12 protein-coding genes and 1 pseudogene are annotated in these 15,831 nt (G+C 67.2%); 2 read left to right on the top strand and 11 right to left on the bottom strand.

Going from position 1 to position 15,831, the window contains the following annotated elements:
* The first annotated feature begins 35 nt into the window (after window positions 1-35).
* Entirely contained in the window at window positions 36-620 is a 585-nt protein-coding gene (locus tag SriyCCGPB3_RS03120; RefSeq protein ID WP_110711055.1) for a DUF4124 domain-containing protein, read from the top strand.
* A gap of 100 nt (window positions 621-720) precedes the next feature.
* Here the strand turns inward: SriyCCGPB3_RS03120 and SriyCCGPB3_RS03115 are convergent, their stop codons facing one another.
* The 3 genes from SriyCCGPB3_RS03115 to SriyCCGPB3_RS03105 form a co-directional block, all read right to left on the bottom strand.
* Window positions 721-1,677: a Nudix family hydrolase gene (locus tag SriyCCGPB3_RS03115; RefSeq protein WP_350259866.1), complete on the bottom strand. Its 957-nt coding sequence runs from the start codon at window positions 1,675-1,677 to the stop codon at window positions 721-723.
* A gap of 101 nt (window positions 1,678-1,778) precedes the next feature.
* Window positions 1,779-4,511, bottom strand: a complete 2,733-nt coding sequence (secA, locus tag SriyCCGPB3_RS03110; RefSeq protein ID WP_350259865.1) for a preprotein translocase subunit SecA — start codon at window positions 4,509-4,511, stop codon at window positions 1,779-1,781.
* 275 nt (window positions 4,512-4,786) lie between these two features.
* On the bottom strand, window positions 4,787-5,743 hold the full coding sequence (locus SriyCCGPB3_RS03105; RefSeq protein WP_033834438.1) for a M23 family metallopeptidase: 957 nt from the start codon (window positions 5,741-5,743) through the stop codon (window positions 4,787-4,789).
* Between the two features lie 12 nt (window positions 5,744-5,755).
* On the opposite strand from SriyCCGPB3_RS03105, the gene SriyCCGPB3_RS03100 reads away from it, so the two are divergent.
* On the top strand, window positions 5,756-6,205 hold the full coding sequence (locus SriyCCGPB3_RS03100) for a DUF721 domain-containing protein (RefSeq protein WP_005408086.1): 450 nt from the start codon (window positions 5,756-5,758) through the stop codon (window positions 6,203-6,205).
* 282 nt (window positions 6,206-6,487) lie between these two features.
* Here SriyCCGPB3_RS03100 and lpxC read toward each other — a convergent pair whose 3' ends face one another.
* The 8 genes and pseudogenes from lpxC to ftsW all read right to left on the bottom strand — a co-directional run bounded on the left by lpxC (window position 6,488) and on the right by ftsW (window position 15,830).
* Window positions 6,488-7,399: a UDP-3-O-acyl-N-acetylglucosamine deacetylase gene (gene lpxC / locus SriyCCGPB3_RS03095; protein ID WP_004143722.1), complete on the bottom strand. Its 912-nt coding sequence runs from the start codon at window positions 7,397-7,399 to the stop codon at window positions 6,488-6,490.
* A 206-nt stretch (window positions 7,400-7,605) separates the two neighbouring features.
* Window positions 7,606-8,841 carry a cell division protein FtsZ gene (ftsZ, locus tag SriyCCGPB3_RS03090; RefSeq protein ID WP_164161599.1) on the bottom strand — a complete coding sequence of 412 codons (1,236 nt, stop codon included), beginning with the start codon at window positions 8,839-8,841 and terminating at the stop codon, window positions 7,606-7,608.
* Between the two features lie 170 nt (window positions 8,842-9,011).
* Window positions 9,012-10,247 carry a cell division protein FtsA gene (gene ftsA, locus SriyCCGPB3_RS03085; RefSeq protein WP_005408083.1) on the bottom strand — a complete coding sequence of 412 codons (1,236 nt, stop codon included), beginning with the start codon at window positions 10,245-10,247 and terminating at the stop codon, window positions 9,012-9,014.
* Window positions 10,248-10,315: 68 nt separating this feature from the next.
* Window positions 10,316-10,993 (bottom strand): annotated as a pseudogene (locus tag SriyCCGPB3_RS03080) (cell division protein FtsQ/DivIB); the annotation flags it as partial.
* Window positions 10,990-11,952, bottom strand: coding sequence for a D-alanine--D-alanine ligase (locus SriyCCGPB3_RS03075; RefSeq protein ID WP_197611169.1), 963 nt, complete (start codon window positions 11,950-11,952; stop codon window positions 10,990-10,992). The pseudogene SriyCCGPB3_RS03080 and the gene SriyCCGPB3_RS03075, both read right to left, overlap by 4 nt.
* Window positions 11,949-13,385 (bottom strand): UDP-N-acetylmuramate--L-alanine ligase, encoded by a 1,437-nt coding sequence (gene murC / locus SriyCCGPB3_RS03070; RefSeq protein ID WP_012510048.1) that lies wholly within the window; start codon window positions 13,383-13,385, stop codon window positions 11,949-11,951. Before murC ends, SriyCCGPB3_RS03075 begins: the two co-directional genes overlap by 4 nt.
* 40 nt (window positions 13,386-13,425) lie before the next feature.
* A complete protein-coding gene (murG, locus tag SriyCCGPB3_RS03065) occupies window positions 13,426-14,514 on the bottom strand; it encodes an undecaprenyldiphospho-muramoylpentapeptide beta-N-acetylglucosaminyltransferase (protein WP_110711050.1) in 1,089 nt (362 codons plus the stop codon).
* Window positions 14,511-15,830, bottom strand: a complete 1,320-nt coding sequence (gene ftsW, locus SriyCCGPB3_RS03060; protein ID WP_110711049.1) for a putative lipid II flippase FtsW — start codon at window positions 15,828-15,830, stop codon at window positions 14,511-14,513. The genes murG and ftsW overlap by 4 nt, the downstream gene beginning before the upstream one ends.
* Window position 15,831 lies beyond the last annotated feature (1 nt).

The following is a 15,831-nucleotide window of genomic DNA, read 5'->3' as shown; positions in this document are numbered from 1 at the left end:
CGGCGCGCAAGCGTGATCGGCGCTACCCTGCGAGGATGATCCGGCTTTCTTTCCTGCTGTTGCTGCTGCCGCTGTGCGTGCTATCGAGCGATGTCCACGCGCAGGCTACGCGCCTGAACCGCTGCACCGATGCCCAGGGCCAAAGCGTGTATACCGACCGTCCCTGCGACAGCCTGGGTGCGCAGTCGCGGCTGCCACCGCCTGCGCCCGCCGGCAATACCCTGCAGCGCGACACCCTCGGGGCACGCTGCCCACGGCGGCTGAGCGAACTGGTGGATGCACTGCGTACTGGCATCCTCAGCAACGACGTGAACCGGCTGTCCTCGCTGTACCTGTGGGGCGCCGTTTCCGATGCGGGCGCGCAGCGCATCCTCGGCCAGCTGGAATCGTTGGCGCGGCGGCCGCTGGTGGACGTGGTGCCGGTGTATCCCTCGCAGGTGCTGCCGCAATCTCAGGATGAGGGTCAGAGCCCTGCGGCGCAGGGATCCGACCCTGAGCCCCCGGCCGTGCGCCATCCGGTCGGCCTGCGCCTGGAGCAGACCCTGCCCGGCAGCGCGTCGCGCGCTTCGACGGTGCTGGGGTTGCGACGGCAATACGGGTGCTTCTGGATCACACTGTGATCGCCAGGGGTCGGATCCCTTTCCTGCGGAAAGGGCTCTGCCCCCCGATTCCAGCGATGGGGTCAGAGCCCCGCGTTGCGGGGATCCGACCCTGTTTGCATCACGCCGGCCACAGCGCGCGGATGGCGGCGATGCCCTGTCCGCCATGGCGGCGCGCCTCGGAGACATGGCCACTGCCCATGCCACCCAGCGCGTAGATCGGTAGTGACACCTGCGCACGCAGCTCGGCGAAGGCATCCCAGCCCAGCGGCACGGCATCGGGATGGCTGGCCGTGGCCTGCACCGGACCCAGCACGGCGAAGTCGCAGCCCAGCCGCTGTGCGGCCTGCAGCTGCTGCAGGTCATGGCAGGACGCGGCCACCAGCTGGCCTTCGGGCAGTGGACGCTGCGACAGCTCCAGCAGCTGTTCGCTGCCCAGGTGCACCCCCACGCCCAATGCGCGTGCCAGCTCGATATCGCGGTTGAGCAACCACTGCACCCCGCTGCGACGATGCGCGCGCACGGCCTGTTCGACCATCGCCTGGCGCTGCGGATGCGCCATCGGCAACCGCAGCTGGATGCGCTGCTGGCCCGCCGCCACCACACGCTGAAGCTGCTCATGCCAATGCTGCACGCCGTCGGCGTCATCGGCCGGCGCCGGGGTGATCAGGTAGCTGTCGGGCTGGCGCAGGGCGGCCACCACCGGCAGGTCGGCCGGTGGCATCGAATAGCGGCCCAGCTTGTCCGGCGCCACCCAGGTGATCGCCTGCCCCTCACGTCCGCGTGGGGTGCCCTTCCAGCTGCGCACGTGGCGCACCTCCAGGGTCAGGTGCTTGTCCGGATAGCGCTGCGGCACGTCCATCAGCCACTCGCCGACATCGGCCTCGATGCCCAGCTCCTCGCGCAGCTCGCGCACCAGCGCCTGTTCGGAGGTCTCGCCGGATTCGCGCTTGCCGCCGGGGAATTCCCACAGGCCGGCCATGTCGCGGTTCTCGGTACGGCGGTTGAGCAGCACGCGGCCACGGGCATCGGTGATGACGGCCGCTACAACGTGGATCGATCGGGTGGGGGAAGCCATGGGGGAAGCATGCCCAGAACAGGGCGACCGGCGCAATCACGGATCCGGTGCGGTTGCCCCGCCACAAACGAAAAGCCCCGCTTTCGCGGGGCTCGTCGGGATCAGCTCAGCTGGCCGTGGCAGTGCTTGTACTTCTTGCCACTGCCGCACGGGCATGGATCGTTGCGGCCGATCTTCGGCTCGTCGCGCTGCGCCTGTGTAATGCCCTGCTGGGCAGCCTGCACCTGCGCGGCTTCCTCGTCGGCGCTGTAGCCGCCCACGTCCTGGTGCTGGAACTGCGACTGGCTCAGGCGTGCTTCGGCCTGCTGGCGCTCGGCGGCTTCCAGCGCCTGCACTTCCTCGTCACTGCGGATGCGCACGCGCGACAGCAGGGTCACCACTTCGCGCTTGACGTTCTCCAGCATGTCCGAGAACAGCTCGAAGGCTTCCTTCTTGTATTCCTGCTTCGGCTGCTTCTGCGCGTAACCACGCAGGTAGATGCCCTGGCGCAGGTAATCCATGCGGGCCAGGTGCTCCTTCCAGCTCTGGTCCAGCACGGTCAGCATCACGTGCTTCTCCAGCGCGCGCATGGTCTCTTCGCCCACGCCGGCTTCCTTCTCGGCGAAGTGCTGGTTGACGCGCTCCTGCACCTTGGCGGCAATCGCCTCGGCGTCCAGTTCCTCGTGTTCCTTGACCAGGTCGGTCAGCGACATCTGCAGGCCGAAGTCCGACTCCAGGGTCGCTTCCAGGCCACGCAGGTCCCACTGCTCGTCGATCGAGTTCGGCGGTACGAAGCGGGCCACCACGTCGAAGATCACGTCGTCGCGGATGCCGTCGACGTTGTCCTTCACCGACTCGGCGTCCAGCAGTTCATCGCGCTGTGCGTAGATCACCTTGCGCTGATCGTTGTTGACGTCGTCGAAGTCCAGCAGGTTCTTGCGGATGTCGAAGTTGTGGGCCTCGACCTTGCGCTGCGCCTTCTCGATCTGGCGGCTGACCAGGCGGTCCTCGATGACGTCGTCTTCCTTCATGCCCATCATGCGCATGGCCTTCTGCACCCAGTCGGAGGCGAAGATGCGCATCAGGTTGTCTTCCAGCGACAGGTAGAAGCGGGACGAACCCGGGTCACCCTGGCGGCCGGAACGGCCACGCAGCTGGTTATCGATACGACGCGATTCATGGCGCTCGGTACCGACGATGTGCAGGCCGCCCGCAGCCTTCACCGCCTCGTGGCGCTTCTGCCATTCGGCCTTGACCGCAGCCTTCTGCTCATCGGTCGCGCCCTCGCCCAGCTCGTGGATCTCCGCTTCCAGCGAACCGCCCAGCACGATGTCGGTACCGCGGCCGGCCATGTTGGTGGCGATGGTCACGGCCGCCGGACGGCCAGCATTGGCGACGATGGTCGCTTCGCGGTCATGCTGCTTGGCGTTGAGCACTTCGTGCTTCACGCCGGCCTTGCGCAGGTGCTCGGACAGCATTTCCGAGGTTTCGATCGAGGTGGTACCCACCAGCACCGGCTGGCCGCGTTTGGCGCACTCCTCGATGTCGGCCAGCACCGCATTGAACTTGCCCTTGCGGTTCAGGAACACCTGGTCCGGGCTGTCCTTGCGGATGGTCGGGCGGTTGGTCGGGATCACCACCACTTCCAGGCCATAGATGCTCTGGAACTCGAAGGCTTCGGTATCGGCCGTACCGGTCATGCCGGACAGCTTCTTGTACATGCGGAACAGGTTCTGGAAGGTGATGCTCGCCAGCGTCTGGTTCTCGCGCTGGACCGGCACGCCTTCCTTCGCTTCCACCGCCTGGTGCAGGCCATCGGACCAGCGGCGGCCGGACAGGGTGCGGCCGGTGAACTCATCGACGATGACCACTTCGCCATCGCGCACGATGTAGTCCACGTCACGCTGGTAGATCGCGTGCGCGCGCAGTGCGGCGTTGAGGTGGTGGACCACGGTCAGGTTCTGCGGCGCGTACAGGCCTTCGGTCTCGCCGTCGAGGATGCCGGCCTCGACCAGCAGCTGCTCGGCGTGCTCCATGCCCGCTTCGGACAGGTGCACCTGCTTGCCCTTCTCGTCGACCCAGAAGTCGCCTTCGCCGTCTTCCGCTTCCTGCTTGACCAGGTTCGGTACGACACGGTTGACGCGGATGTACAGCTCCGGGGAGTCGTCGGCCGGGCCGGAGATGATCAGCGGGGTACGCGCTTCGTCGATCAGGATGGAGTCGACTTCGTCGACGATGGCGTAGTGCAGGCCGCGCTGGTAGCGGTCGGCCTTGGACAGCGCCATGTTGTCGCGCAGGTAGTCGAAGCCGAATTCGTTGTTGGTGCCGTAGGTGATGTCCGAGGCGTAGGCTTCGCGCTTGTCGCTGTGCGGCATGCCCGGGTACACCACGCCCACGCTCAGGCCCAGCCAGTTGTACAGCTTGCCCATCTGCGCGGCGTCGCGGCGGGCCAGGTAGTCGTTCACGGTGACCACATGCACGCCCTTGCCTTCCAGCGCGTTGAGGTACACCGGCAGGGTCGCCACCAGGGTCTTGCCTTCACCGGTGCGCATTTCTGCGATCTTGCCCAGGTGAAGCACCATGCCACCGATCAGCTGCACGTCGTAGTGGCGCATGCCCAGCACGCGGCGACCGGCTTCGCGGCAGACCGCGAACGCTTCCGGCAGCACCTTGTCCAGGGCTTCACCGTCGGCGATGCGCTGCTTGAACTCCGGCGTCTTGGCCTGAAGCTGCTCGTCGGAAAGCTTCTCGATCTCCGGCTCCAGCGCATTGATCTTGGCGACGATGCGGTTGAGCTGGCGCAGCTGTCGTTCGTTACGACTGCCAAATACGCGGGTAAGCAGGCTGTTGATCATTGAAGGAACCGGGTTGGATGGACACGACGCCCGGCCTCCCCCTTGGGATCCGTCCGCCGCAAACGAAACAGGGCGCCTGGCGCCCTGTCGATGGCAACACCCATTGTAGCTTGGGACGGCCGCAAGGGGTTTCAACCCCGTGGGGTAGTGCCGGCCGCTGGCCGGCAACCTCGTTCGGGCCCCTCAAAGGAATTGCCGGCCAGCGGCCGGCACTACCAGATCAACCGCATCGGGTCAGAACCCTCCCGCGGCGCGGAAGGGATCCGACCCGGGCATCAGCCGCGGCTGACGCGGCCGACCGGCGTGTTGCCGCCGTCGCCGAGGAACTTGCGCGGGTTGACCACGTTGCCGTTCTCCCACACCTCGAAGTGCACGTGGGCGCCGGTCGAACGACCGGTGGAACCGGCCTTGGCCACTTCCTGGCCGGCACGGACCAGGTCACCGGCCTTCACCACCAGGCGCGAATTGTGGGCGTAGCGGGTGACGTAGCCGTTACCGTGGTCAACATCGACCACGTTGCCGTAGCCGCCCTTCACGCCGGCGAAGCTGACCACGCCTTCGGCGACGGCCATCACCGGGTCACCGACCTTGGCGTGGAAGTCCATGCCCTTGTGGGTGGCGGCACCGCGGCCGAACGGGTCGGCACGGGTGCCGAAACCGGAGGTCACGTAGCTGTTGCGGATCGGCATGCGCGACGGCACGGCGTTCTGCTGCAGCTGGTGGTCGAACATCAGCGATTCCATCACCGACAACTGGCGGCCTGAAGCAGCGAAGCGCTGCTCCAGCACCTGTAAGTCGGCGTTGACGTCCTTGACCGGGATGTCGCTGGTCGGGCCGCCGGCGTCGCCGTCACCGAGACCGGGGGTCTCGTTGAAGTCGAACTCGCCGTCTTCCAGCTTGCCCATCTGGGTCAGCCGTTCGCCAAGGGCGTTGAGGCGGGTGGCCTGGGCCTGCAGCTCGCCGAGGCGGGCCGCCAGCGCGTTGACCTGGGTCTGCGCATCGCGCTTGACCTTGGCCAGCTCCGCATCCTGGCGCTCGACCTTGGCCTGCAGCCGGGAATCATTCAGCGCGCTGGCGCCAATGCCGCCGGCAAGGCCGATAATGCAGCCTACCCCGAGCACGCTGCCCAGCAGGGCGCGGGGGCGGTCCTCGAAATAGAACCGCAAACGCGCGATCGGCGACGACTTGGCCTGTCCTTCACGCGTTTTGATTACGATCTTTTTGAATGCCATCAGTGAGTTTTCATGTCTGAGCCGAAATCCAGCGTTCGCCCCGCGTCAGTGCCGAAGCCGGCGCTGGATGCGGTGATGGCGGACAAAAGCGGGAACCCGCTGCGGCGTGCCTTGTGGCTCGACGCGCTGGACCGTCAGTTGCGCCCCCAGTTGCCGCCACCTCTGCGCAGCCGTTGCCGGCTGGCCAATGTGGACGGGGAACACCTCGTTTTTCTCGTCGAGTCCCCGGTCTGGCATGCCAAGTTGCGGCTTGCCGAAGCCCAGTTGCTCGACGCGGCCCGTTCCATCGGGCTGAAGGCCACCAGGGTGACCATCAAGACTGCGTCTCCCACTCCCACGCGCTCCCCAGCGCTCGACAACCGGAATGGACCCCACGCAGTTTCAGCCGCCACGCACAAAGGGCTACGCGACGCCTTGGCTTGCCTGCAGGACGTTCCTTCGAAACCGAAGAAGCGGTCCTGACGACAACGGAGCATCCAGCTCCGCTCCCCGTCGCGCGTGTCACCACGGCGTGAAACATTTCGGGGGCCGGGTCGCATCCTAGCTGCCAACCGGGGGCCTGTCGTTAGATTGTTGTTAAAACTACGTTAAATTCAGGCTTCCGATCCAACAGGTTCACAAAACCGTGACCTCGAACCGGCCTTGAGACTTTCAAAGTACGCTGAATGCGCCGTCGGCGCCGGAAACGACAACGCCGCCCTTTCAGGCGGCGTTTTTGTCTTTCGTTTCAATGACCTGGAATGATCAGGCGTAGGCCGGGGTAGCGTATTCGACCGGATCCGGGGTGGCCGGCGAGTCGAAGCTGACCCATTCCCAGGCGGTCGCGTCGGCCATCAGCGCCCGCACCAGCTTGTTGTTGAGCGCGTGGCCGGACTTGAAGCCTTCGTAGGCGCCCAGCACCTGGCCACCGGCCAGATAGAGGTCGCCGATCGCGTCGAGGATCTTGTGGCGCACGAATTCGTCGGCGTAGCGCAGGCCGTCTTCGTTGAGCACGCGGAACTCGTCCAGCACGATGGCGTTGTCCATCGAACCGCCCAGGCCCAGGTTGCGCTCGCGCATGTATTCCAGGTCGCGCATGAAACCGAAGGTGCGCGCGCGGGAGATTTCCTTGGTGTAGGCCAGCGTCGAGAACTCGATTTCCTGGCGCGACTGCTTGGCCGGGATCATCGGGTGGTCGAACTGGATGGTGAAGCCCAGCTTGTAGCCCTCGTACGGGGTGAAGCGGGCCACCTTGTCGCCCTCGGTCACTTCCACGGTCTTCAGCACGCGGATGAAGCGCTTGGGCGCATCCTGTTCCACGATGCCCGCCGACTGCAGCAGGAACACGAACGGGCCAGCCGAACCGTCCATGATCGGCAGCTCGGCCGAGGACAGTTCAACGATGATGTTGTCCACACCCAGGCCGGCCAGCGCCGACATCAGGTGTTCGACGGTCTGGATCTTGGCGTCGTTGCAGGTCAGGCCGGTGCACAGGGTCACTTCGGTGACCAGCTCGGCCTTGGCCGGCACTTCCACCACCGGGTCCAGGTCCACGCGGCGGAACACGATGCCATGGTTGACCGGTGCCGGGCGCAGGGTCATGTAGACCTTGTCACCGCTGTGCAGGCCAACGCCGGTGGCGCGGATCGTGTTCTTGAGGGTGCGTTGCTGGATCATGGGGGATGGACCGGAAGTGACACATTAGATTAACACGCGCCCTCCCCTACCCTGGCTGAAACGCCAGTGAAAGCCGCCGGCAGGACGCACCGGCACGCCGCGGGGACGCGCGTGAAGCAGGGCGGCCGGGCCCATCCTGGCCCGGCGCCCGCGTTTTCAGGACATGGTGGCGCAACCCGGGGAGGACAAGCCCCAGGCAGCCCCGCTCAGTCCGCCTGGCGGCGCAGGAAGGCCGGGATGTCCAGGTAGTCGTTCGGCAGTTCCGCTGCAGCCGGGGCCGACGCCGCCGGGGCCGACGCAGTGGACGCTGCCGCGGTGTCGCTGCTGGCACGACGCAGGCCCAGGCCCATGCCGCCGACAGCCTTGGACACGGCGTCGCCACCATTGTCGAACTCGCCGAACTCCGGCTGGCCGGTGGTGGCATTGCGGACCAGCTTGATCGGCGCACGCTCGCCCGGACGCTGGGTCTTGCTGGCCGAGACGCGGTTCAGGCCGGTGGCGACCACGGTCACGCGCACTTCGTCCTGCATGTCCGGATCCAGCACCGTACCGACCACCACGGTGGCATCTTCGGAAGCGAAGCCATCGATGGTGCGGCCGATCTCGTCGAACTCGGCCATGGTGAAGTCGGCGCCGGCGGTGATGTTGACCAGGATGCCGTTGGCACCGGCCAGGTTCACGTCGTCCAGCAGCGGGTTCTGGATCGCCGACTCGGCAGCGGCCTGGGCGCGGTCATCGCCACGGGCGGTGCCGGTACCCATCATCGCCAGGCCCATTTCGGACATGACGGTGCGCACGTCGGCGAAGTCGACGTTGATCAGGCCCGGACGCACGATCAGGTCGGCGATGCCCTGCACGGCGCCCTGCAGCACGTCGTTGGCGGCACGGAAGGCCTGGATCATGGTCGCGTTGCGACCCAGCACGGTGATCAGCTTCTCGTTCGGGATGGTGATCAGCGAGTCGCAGTGCTGGCTCAGTTCCTCGATGCCCTTCAGCGCCACCTGCATGCGGCGACGGCCTTCGAACGGGAACGGCTTGGTGACCACGGCCACGGTCAGGATGCCCATTTCCTTGGCCAGCTGTGCCACCACCGGCGCAGCGCCGGTGCCGGTGCCACCGCCCATGCCGGCGGTGATGAACACCATGTCCGCCCCCTGCAGCGCGTCCATGATGCGCTCACGGTCTTCCAGCGCGGCCTGGCGGCCGACTTCCGGGTTCGCGCCTGCGCCCAGGCCCTTGGTCACGTTGGTACCCAGCTGCAGCTGCAGCTTGGCGCCACAATTCTTGATGGCCTGCGAGTCGGTGTTGGCAGTGATGAATTCCACGCCATCCACCGCCGAGTTGACCATGTGCGCCACGGCATTGCCGCCGCCGCCGCCCACGCCAACCACCTTGATCACCGCATTGGGTGCCATCTTTTCGATCAGTTCAAAATGCGCCATGTCCGTGTCCTCGTTGTATCCGCTTTGGCGGGCATGGGCATTCGGGCGTCCTGCCGTCCTGCTGCATGCCGACGTTGCGGCTGTGTGGGTTGTGTGTTGCCGGTGTTGCGTTGTGATGCGGGTACTGCGGGTGTTGCGCCCTGGCGATGCCGGGGGTTTCGGGTTCCGCGTCAGAACTCGCCGCGGAACCAGGTCTTGAGTTTCTTGAACATGCTTCCAGCGCGCCCGGTCGGCAGCGACGGACGCCGCGGGTGCTCGATCTGGCTGCCCATCAGCAGCAAGCCCACGCCGGTGGCGTGCACCGGGTTGCCGACCACTTCGCCGAGGCCGGTGACGTGCTGCGGGATACCCACGCGCACCGGCATCTGCAGCATTTCCTCGGCCAGTTCGACCACGCCTTCCATCTTCGAGGCACCACCGGTCAGCACCATGCCGGCGCGCACCAGCTCCTCGAAGCCGGAGCGGCGCAGTTCGGCCTGCACCATCTCGAAGATTTCCTCGTAGCGGCCCTGCACCGCCTGCGCCAGCGAATGGCGCGGCATGCGGCGCGGCGGGCGATCACCCACCGACGGCACCTGGATGCTTTCCTCGGCGGTGGCCAGCTGGGCCAGGGCGCAGGCGTAGCGCACCTTGATCTGCTCGGCTTCCGGGGTCGGCGTGCGCAGCATGTGCGCGATGTCGTTGGTGACGTGGTCGCCGGCGATCGGCAGCGAGGCCGTGTGGCAGATCGCGCCCTGCACGAACACCGCGATATCGGTGGTACCGGCGCCCATATCGACCAGCACCACGCCCAGCTCGCGCTCGTCGGCGGTCAGCACGGCCACGCTGGAGGCCAGCGAGGACAGCACCAGGTCGTCCACCTGCAGGCCACAGCGCTGCACGCACTTGCTGATGTTGGCCGCAGCGGACTGCGCGCACACCACCAGGTGCGCGTGCACCTCCAGGCGCACGCCGGTCATGCCGACCGGGTTGCGGATGCCTTCCTGCGAATCGTCCAGCACATACTCGCGCGGGATCGCATGCAGGATCTTCTGGTCGGCCGGAATCGCCACCGCCTTGGCCGCATCGAGCACGCGATCCAGGTCGCCCCAGGTCACCTCCCCGTCGCGGATCGGCACGATGCCCGGCGAGTTCTTGCACTGCACGTGGTTACCGGAAATCGAGGCATACACCGAGCGGATCTCGCAGCCGGCCATCAGCTCGGCTTCTTCCACCGCGCGCTGGATCGACTGCACGGTCGATTCGATGTCCACCACCACGCCACGCTTGAGCCCGCGCGACTCGTGCGAGCCGATGCCGATCACTTCGATCGGATTGCCCGGCGAGTACTCGCCCACCAGCGCCACCACCTTGGAGGTGCCGATGTCCAGGCCAACGATCAGCGATTTGTCACCCTTGCGATTCATGTCCTTTCCTGCGTCCTGCTGGCCGGGGTCGCCGGCGTTTTCGCCGGCGTGGCCGGGGTACCCCAGCTCAGCGTGAAACCATTGGTGTAACGAAGGTCGGCGCGCTCGATCGGCGCGTCCTGGCGGTTGAGCTGCGGCAGCACCTTGACGAAGCGCTGCATGCGCGAGCGCGCGTCGTCACGGCCGACCACCACTTCGGTGCCGTTGCTCAGCACCAGCGACCAGCTGCCGCGCGCGTCCATCGTCACCCGGCGCACGTCCACGCCGGCCGGTGCGAACAATGCACGCGAGTCGCTGTACAGCTTCATCACTTCTTCGGTCTGGCTGTCCGGGCCGTCCAGTTCGGGCAGCGCCAGATCGGCCAGCTTCTTCGGCGTGGGGAACAACTTGCCCTGCTCGGAGACCAGGCGGTCGTTGCCCCAGCGCGCGAACGGCTTGTGCTCGACCAGGGTCACTTCCAGCACGTCCGGCCACTGCTTGCGCACCTGCGCGCTTTCCACCCAGGGCAGCTGTTCCAGTGCATCCTGCGCGTCCTGCAGCTTGACCGCGAAGAAGCCCGCATGCGCGTACGGCAGCAGCACCTGCTGCAGCTGCTCGGCCGGCACCCGCTTGAACTCACCATGCACGCGCAGCTTCGCCAGCGGCCAGCGCTCGGCGCCGACCCAGCCATTGACTACGGCCACCACCGGCAGTGCAACCACCGACAGCGCCAACAGCCAGACGAAGATGCGCAGCACCGCGTTCATGCGTGCGAGGCCTCCAGGGTCTGTTCCAGCACACGCCACACCAGCTCCTCGAAACCGATGCCGGCCTGGCGGGCCGCCTTGGGCACCAGCGAGTGGCTGGTCATGCCCGGCGCGGTGTTCACTTCCAGCAGGAAGAAACGGCCGCTGTCGCGATCACGCATCACGTCCACGCGGCCCCAGCCACGGCAGCCAGCGGCACGGAATGCGGCCAGCGCGATGCGCCGGATTTCCTCTTCGGCGTCACCGTCCAGGCCCGGGCACAGGTACTGGGTGTCTTCGGCAATGTACTTGGCGTTGTAGTCGTACCACTGGCCCTTGGGCACGATGCGGATCGACGGCAGCGCAACGTCGCCGAGGATGGCCACCGTCAGTTCGTCGCCGACCACCATCTGCTCCATCAGCAGCTGGCCGTCGTAGCGCGCAGCCAGGGCCACCGCCTCGTCCAGGCCGGCGTCATCGGTGACCCGGCTGATGCCCACGCTGGAGCCTTCGTTGGCCGGCTTCACCACCACCGGCAGGCCGAGTTCGGCGGCATTGGCGTGCACGTCCTCGGCAGTGACCTTGCGGTACTGCGGCGTCGGCAGGCCCAGCGTCAGCCACACCTGCTTGGTGCGGATCTTGTCCATGCTCAGCGCCGAACCCAGCACGCTCGAGCCGGTGTACGGCACGCCGAAGGCATCCATCAAGCCCTGTACGATGCCGTCCTCACCGCCACCGTTGTGGCCGTGCAGGATGTTGAACACACGGTCGATGCCGCCGGCGGCGAGCGCCTTGGCCAGCGCCGGGATGCCGTCCACGGCGAACGCATCGACGCCACGCGACTGCAGGGCTTCGAGCACGTTGCGGCCGGAATCCAGCGACACCTCGCGTTCGCTGGAACTGCCGCCGAGCAGCACGGCGACGCGACCGAACACGGCCGGGTCGGTCACGCGCAGCGGCGGGAAGGTCAGCGCGCTCACGCCTCGCCCTCCCCCTTGAAGCCTTCCACCGCGATATGGGTGGCCACGGCACCGATGTCGCCGGCGCCCATCATCAGCAGCAGGTCACCGTCCTGCAGCACGTCCGGCAGCACGCTGGCCAGCTCGGCGGCCTTGCCCACCACCACCGGTTCGCTGCGGCCGCGCGCGCGGATGGCGCGGGCCAGCGCATGCGAATCGGCACCGGCAATGGGTTCCTCGCCGGCCGGGTAGACCTCGCTCAGCACCAGTGCATCGACGCTGGACAGCACCGCGGCGAACTTGTCGAACTGGTCGCGGGTACGGCTGTAGCGGTGCGGCTGGAAGGCCACCACCAGGCGCTTGTCGGCCCAGCCGCCGCGGGCCGCGGCGAACACCGCCTCCAGCTCGCTCGGGTGATGGCCGTAGTCGTCGATGATGCGCACCTTGGCGCCGCTGGCGGTGGTCACTTCGCCCAGATCGTTGAAGCGACGACCGACACCGGCAAAGCCTTCCAGTGCGCGCGCGATCGCATCCGGGGCCACGCCCAGCTGCCAGCCCACTGCGGCGGCGGCCAGTGCATTCAGCACGTTGTGCTTGCCCGGCAGCGCCAGCACCACTTCCTGGCTGGTGCCCTGCGGCAGGCGCAGGGTGAAGCGCATGCGCGAGCCTTCCTGCACCACGTTCTCGGCGCGCACGTCGGCCTGCGGGCTCATGCCGTAGCTCATCACGTGGCGCGGGGTCTTGGCAGCCAGAGCCGCCACTTCCGGATCGTCGATGCACAGCACCGCCAGGCCGTAGAACGGCAGGCGCTGCAGGAACTCGGCGAACGCCGCCTGCACGCGGGCGAAGTCGTTGCCGTAGTTCTCCAGGTGGTCTGCATCGATGTTGGTGATGATCGACATCAGCGGGTTCAGGCGCAGGAAGCTGCCATCGCTTTCGTCGGCCTCGGCCACCAGCCATTGCCCACCACCCAGCTTGGCGTTGGCGCCGGCGGCCAGCAGCTGGCCACCGATCACGAAGGTCGGGTCCAGGCCGCCTTCGCTCAGCACCGCGGCGGTGAGGCTGGTGGTGGTGGTCTTGCCATGGGTACCGGCCACCGCGATGCCACGGCGGAAGCGCATCAGCTCGGCCAGCATCGCCGCACGCGGCATGATCGGAATGCGCTGGCTGCGCGCTTCCATCAGTTCCGGGTTGTCTTCGCGGATGGCACTGGAGACCACCACGCAATCGGTGCCCAGCACGTTGGCCGCGGAGTGGCCGCGCATGATGCGCGCACCCAGGCTGGCCAGGCGACGGGTCGCCACGTTGTCGGCGTTGTCCGAGCCGGACACTTCATAGCCCAGCGTCAGCATCACTTCGGCGATGCCGCTCATGCCGGTGCCGCCGATGCCGACGAAATGCACGCGCGGGAACGCGCGCACCAGGTCGTTGGTGTCGTGCAGGCGACGGATCATGCGCAGCCTCGCGCAGGGCAGGCGCGGTGGCATGCCTTCTTCATACAGCTTCCTCGAGAATGATATCGGCGATGCGCTCGGCGGCATCGACCTTGGCCAGGGCACGCGCGGCTTGCGCCATCTGCATGCGGCGGGCGGGATTTTCGGACAGATCGCGCAGCAGTGCGGCAATGCCGTCGGCCAGCGTTCCGTCCTGCTTCAGCAAAACCGCCGCGCCGCGCTCGACCAGGTACTCCGCATTGCGGGTCTGGTGATCGTCGACGGCAGCGGGGAAAGGCACCAGCACGCTGCCGACACCCACCGCACACAGCTCGGCCAATGTCGAGGCGCCCGCGCGACACACCACCAGGTCCGCCCAGGCAAAGGCCTCGGCCATGTCGGCGATGAACGGCGTGATTTCTGCCTGCACGCCGGCCTTGGCATAGGCCTCGACCGCTTCGGCATGCATCTTCTCGCCGCTCTGGTGGCGCACCTGCACCGGAACCCCGGCACCCAGTGCGGCGATCGCCTGCGGCACGCCGGTGTTGAGTGCACGCGCGCCCTGGCTGCCGCCCACCACCAGCACGCGCAGCGGGCCGTGACGGTCGGCGAAGCGTTGTTCCGGCGGTGCGATGGCGGCGATTTCGGCGCGCACCGGGTTACCGACGAACTCCTCGCCCTTGGCAAAGGTGCCCGGGAAGCCGGTCAGCAGCCGGCGCGCATAGCGCGACAGGATGCGGTTGGTCATGCCCGGCGCACGGTTCTGCTCATGCACCAGCAGCGGCAAGCCATGAAGGCGCGCGGCCATGCCACCCGGCCCGGACGCGAAGCCACCAAAGGCGACCACGGCACGCGGCTGGCGCTTGCGGATGATCATGCCGGCCGCGCGCAGCGCGCGCATCAGCCGCCACGGCGCGCCGAGCAGAGCCAGCTTGCCCTTGCCGCGCAGGCCGGTGATGGCCAGCGTGTCGATCGGAATGTCGTGCTGCGGCACCAGGCGGGTTTCCATCGCACCGTCGGCGCCCATCCAGGTGACCGGCACGCCGCGCTCGCGCAGCACGCGGGCCACGGCCAAGCCGGGGAAGATGTGTCCGCCGGTGCCACCGGCGAGGATCATCACTGGACGAGCGGAGTGGGTGGCTGCGTTCATGACAGCCTCCCGAAGGTCGGTTCGACGCGCGACTGCAGGCGGCTGGTGCCGCGTGCAGCGTTCGGCGCAGCGGTAGCCGTCGGCTCGGCACTCATCGGCACGCTGGCGGCCACCGGTGCGGCGGGCTCGTCCATCGGCTCGGCAGCGGCGTCTTCGGCGCCACCGATGCGCACGGCCTGGCGGCGCTCGGCGCGCTTGAGTTCATACGACACGCGCAGCAGCAGGCCCATCGCCACGCAGGTCATCAGCACCGACGAACCGCCGGAGGAGATCAGCGGCAGGGTCAGGCCCTTGGTCGGCAGGATGCCCAGGTTCACGCCGATCGAGACGAAGGTCTGCATGCTGATCCACAGGCCGATGCCGAAGGCGATGTAGCCGGAGAAGTGGCGCTTCATTTCCACGCAGCGCATGCCCAGCCAGAACGTGCGACCGACCAGCAGCGCGTACAGCGCCACGATCACGCAGGTGCCCAGGAAGCCGAACTCCTCTGCGGTGACCGAGAAGATGAAGTCGGTATGCGCTTCCGGCAGGTAGTACAGCTTCTGCACCGAGTTGCCCAGGCCGACGCCGGTCCACTCGCCACGGCCCACCGCCATCAGCGCGTTGGACAGCTGGTAGCCGTCGCCCTGCTGGTCGGCCCACGGGTCCAGGAAGGAGGTGATGCGGCGCATGCGGTACGGCTCGATGATCGCCAGCGCGCTCATCCCGACCAGGCCGATGATCACCGGCATCGACATGCGCGGCATGTTCACCCCGCCCAGCACCAGCATGCCGGCGGTGATCGCCAGCAGCAGGGTCGAGGAACCGAAGTCCGGCTGCAGCAGCAGCAGCACCACCAGCGCACCGGCCACGCCCAGCGGCTTGAGCATCGCCGGCCAGGTCGCATTGACCTCGTCGCGGAAGCGCACCAGGTAGCTGGACAGCCACACGATGTAGAGCACCTTCACCGCTTCGACCGTCTGGAACTTGGAGATGCCCAGGTTGATCCAGCGGCGCGCACCGTTGACGGTGCTGCCCAGGCCCGGCGTGAACACCGCCAGCAGCAGCACGAAGCAGCCCAGCAGCAGCATCTGGTTGTACTGCTCGATGGACTTCAGCTCGGTGCGGGCGGCGATGACCGCCAGCACGATACCGACCGCCAGGAAGATCAGGTGGCGGTTGAGGTAGTAGAACGGGCTGCTCATCAATGCGATCGAGCTGGACGCCACCATCACCACGCCGACACCGGTGAGCGCGATGATCGCGCCCAGCAGCCACTTGTCGTAGCTGCCTTCGATGGCTTCAAGGCGTGTTGCCTGGCGGGACAGGTCGTTCATC

This window comes from Stenotrophomonas riyadhensis, assembly GCF_040256885.1.
Lineage (GTDB): Bacteria > Pseudomonadota > Gammaproteobacteria > Xanthomonadales > Xanthomonadaceae > Stenotrophomonas > Stenotrophomonas riyadhensis.
The sequence above is the reverse complement of the archived record's forward strand: the minus strand, read 5'-3'. Positions and strand labels throughout refer to the sequence as shown.

Coding starts and splice junctions, on each gene's coding strand:
- SriyCCGPB3_RS03120 (WP_110711055.1), top strand. CDS start 36: ATGATCCGGCTTTCTTTCCTGCTGTTGCTGCTGCCGCTGTGCGTGCTA.
- SriyCCGPB3_RS03115 (WP_350259866.1), bottom strand. CDS start 1,677: ATGGCTTCCCCCACCCGATCGATCCACGTTGTAGCGGCCGTCATCACC.
- secA (WP_350259865.1), bottom strand. CDS start 4,511: ATGATCAACAGCCTGCTTACCCGCGTATTTGGCAGTCGTAACGAACGA.
- SriyCCGPB3_RS03105 (WP_033834438.1), bottom strand. CDS start 5,743: ATGGCATTCAAAAAGATCGTAATCAAAACGCGTGAAGGACAGGCCAAG.
- SriyCCGPB3_RS03100 (WP_005408086.1), top strand. CDS start 5,756: ATGTCTGAGCCGAAATCCAGCGTTCGCCCCGCGTCAGTGCCGAAGCCG.
- lpxC (WP_004143722.1), bottom strand. CDS start 7,399: ATGATCCAGCAACGCACCCTCAAGAACACGATCCGCGCCACCGGCGTT.
- ftsZ (WP_164161599.1), bottom strand. CDS start 8,841: ATGGCGCATTTTGAACTGATCGAAAAGATGGCACCCAATGCGGTGATC.
- ftsA (WP_005408083.1), bottom strand. CDS start 10,247: ATGAATCGCAAGGGTGACAAATCGCTGATCGTTGGCCTGGACATCGGC.
- murC (WP_012510048.1), bottom strand. CDS start 13,385: ATGATCCGTCGCCTGCACGACACCAACGACCTGGTGCGCGCGTTCCCG.
- murG (WP_110711050.1), bottom strand. CDS start 14,514: ATGAACGCAGCCACCCACTCCGCTCGTCCAGTGATGATCCTCGCCGGT.
- ftsW (WP_110711049.1), bottom strand. CDS start 15,830: ATGAACGACCTGTCCCGCCAGGCAACACGCCTTGAAGCCATCGAAGGC.